Genomic DNA, 2,217 nt, shown 5'->3' on the forward strand with positions numbered 1-2,217 from the left:
TCGTAAAACTCGACCCTCCGACGATGACGAGCTTCACCTCGGAGGAGACCTTGCCGAAGCACCTGATGAGCTGGTCGGGGCGCTTCTCGGGAACCAGCCTGCCGACGAAAAGCAGGTACCCGTCCCGGCGGAGCCCCCACCGTTCGGTGATCTCGCCGGCCGGGACGTCGTCCCGGGCCGCGACGCCGTTCACGATGCAGGTCGTCCCCCTGCCCAGCTCCCGGTAGTGGTCGGCCAGGCTCTGCGACACGACGATGGTTCGGTCGGGTACGTGGGCGCTGGACCAGGCCGCAGCGTCGAGCACCGCCCGGGCCCCCCTCCCCCACTTCGCCCTCAGGTTGTCCATCCCGTGCACCGTCTGGACGACCTTGGCCCCCGAGAGGTAGCGCGGCAGGGGCGCCAGAAGGCCGGGGCCGAGACCGTGGTAGTGCACGATGTCGAACCGGCCTGCCACGGCCGAAAGGGTGGACGATGCACTGTGGGCGATGGCGTCGAGGTGCTTTGTGCCGACCGTAAGGGAGTGCCGCAGGCTCATACCCCGGTACTCGGAAAGAGACTTCGCGGAGTAGTTCGACCGGCAAAAAACCGTGACCTCGTGACCCATGGCCGCCAGACGGCTCCCGAGTTCCTCCACATGGTGCTCAATGCCACCGAAGGTTGCAGGCAACCCGCGCTGGCCGATCATGGCCACTCTGATTTTGCGCACCGCCCGAATCTTCCAGCGTTCCAACTAAAGCCGCCCGTTTTGGGCGTCAAGTGTCCGGGGGTGGCCTCCAGGGCCGCCACGCGGAGGGTTAGGCTAACATGGCGCATGGCCGGCCCACTGGATAGCCCGCGGGCGTCAAACTCCCGCCGCGGTGCCCACTCGATGCCCTTCAACAAACGGACCGGCGACATCATCACGTTCTGCCTGGTGGCCGGCGCCTCGGGCCTGGCCGCCATCAGCGGAATGGCCGGCCAGAACAAGCTGGCATTCGTCCTGCCGCTGGCGCTGGCGCTGGCCCTGGCGCTCGGCCTCCTGGCGATCACCCGGTTCGATGCCTACGTCTTGGTTCTGCTGGCGGCGCGGGCTAGCCTCGACCTGGCGAAACTCTCGGGGTCCCGTGGCGGGGGCGGCCTTGCCCGGGCAATCGACCCGGCCGGCCTTCTCGGAATTCAGTTCATCGTCCTGGCGACCTTCTGGCTGGCCGCCCAGTACCGTGCCCGGACCGTCGAACGGCCCTCCCCCCTGACCCAAGCGCTGGTTGTCTTCATCGCTGCCTGTGGTCTTAGCCTCGTGTCGTCGCGGGACATGCTCCCCAGTGCGATCGAGCTGTCCAGGGTCCTCACCGCCGTCGTCATGTTCGTGGTGCTGGAGCAATTGATGAGCAACCCGGTCCTTTTGCACCGGGGCCTGATGGCGGTTTACGCCTCGGCACTGTTCCCGCTGGCTTTCACCGCGTTCGGATTCCTCACCGGCAACCCCAGGAACGAAGGGAAAGGCGGGTTCCTCAGGATCATGGGCCCCTTCAACCAGTCCAACACCTTCGGCCGGTACCTGATGCTCCTTTCGGTCTTCGGAGTAGCGCTCTGGCCGCACCTGGAGCCGCCCCTCAAGAGGTGGATGACCGGCATCCTGGCCGGCTGCGCCGTGTGCCTGCCTCTCACCTACACCCGGAGTGCGATCATCGGCGCCGGCCTGGGGCTGCTCGTGGTCGGGTTGCTCCAGAGCAAAAAGCTGATCCTCGGGCTGGTGCTGGCCTCCGTGCTTGCGCTGGCGCTGATCCCCCAGCTTGGCTCCCGCTTCTCCCAGCTGGCCGAGGCCTCGGAGGGCACGACCCACAACGGCAACTCGCTCCAATGGCGGCTGGACTACTGGGGCGAGGTGGTCACGCTTGCGCGGCGCAGCCCGGTCTGGGGCATCGGCCTCGGGCAGACCCACCGCATCACGGAGGCCCAGAAGCAGCCGCACAACGACGTCCTGCGGGCCTTCGTCGAGACCGGCATGCTCGGACTGGCCGCCTACCTGCTCAGCCTGGCGGCGATGGCGAGGGTGGCCTATCTTGCAGTAACCGCTACCGCAGCGAATCGCCGAGAAAAGTCCATTCGGCGCGGCGTGGCGGTAGGCTTTGCAGGTTGTGTCGTGTCGTTCATCTCGGTGAGTCTCGTTGCCAACGTGATCACCAACGTTGTGAACCTTTGGTATTTCTTAACATTTGCCGCTGCGGCTTCCTGTGT

At 66.3% G+C, this 2,217-nt stretch carries 2 protein-coding genes; one reads left to right on the plus strand and one right to left on the minus strand.

Going from position 1 to position 2,217, the window contains the following annotated elements; translation table 11 throughout:
- Nucleotides 1-706: glycosyltransferase family 4 protein (locus tag VFV09_10410; protein ID HEU4868127.1), on the minus strand; the 706-nt coding region annotated here is incomplete at its 3' end.
- 162 nt (nt 707-868) lie between these two features.
- Here VFV09_10410 and VFV09_10415 point away from each other — a divergent pair.
- On the plus strand, nt 869-2,217 hold a 1,349-nt coding region (locus VFV09_10415), incomplete at its 3' end, for an O-antigen ligase family protein (GenBank protein ID HEU4868128.1).

The sequence above is a fragment of the Actinomycetota bacterium genome (genome assembly GCA_035759705.1).
Lineage (GTDB): Bacteria > Actinomycetota > CADDZG01 > JAHWKV01 > JAHWKV01 > JAJCYE01.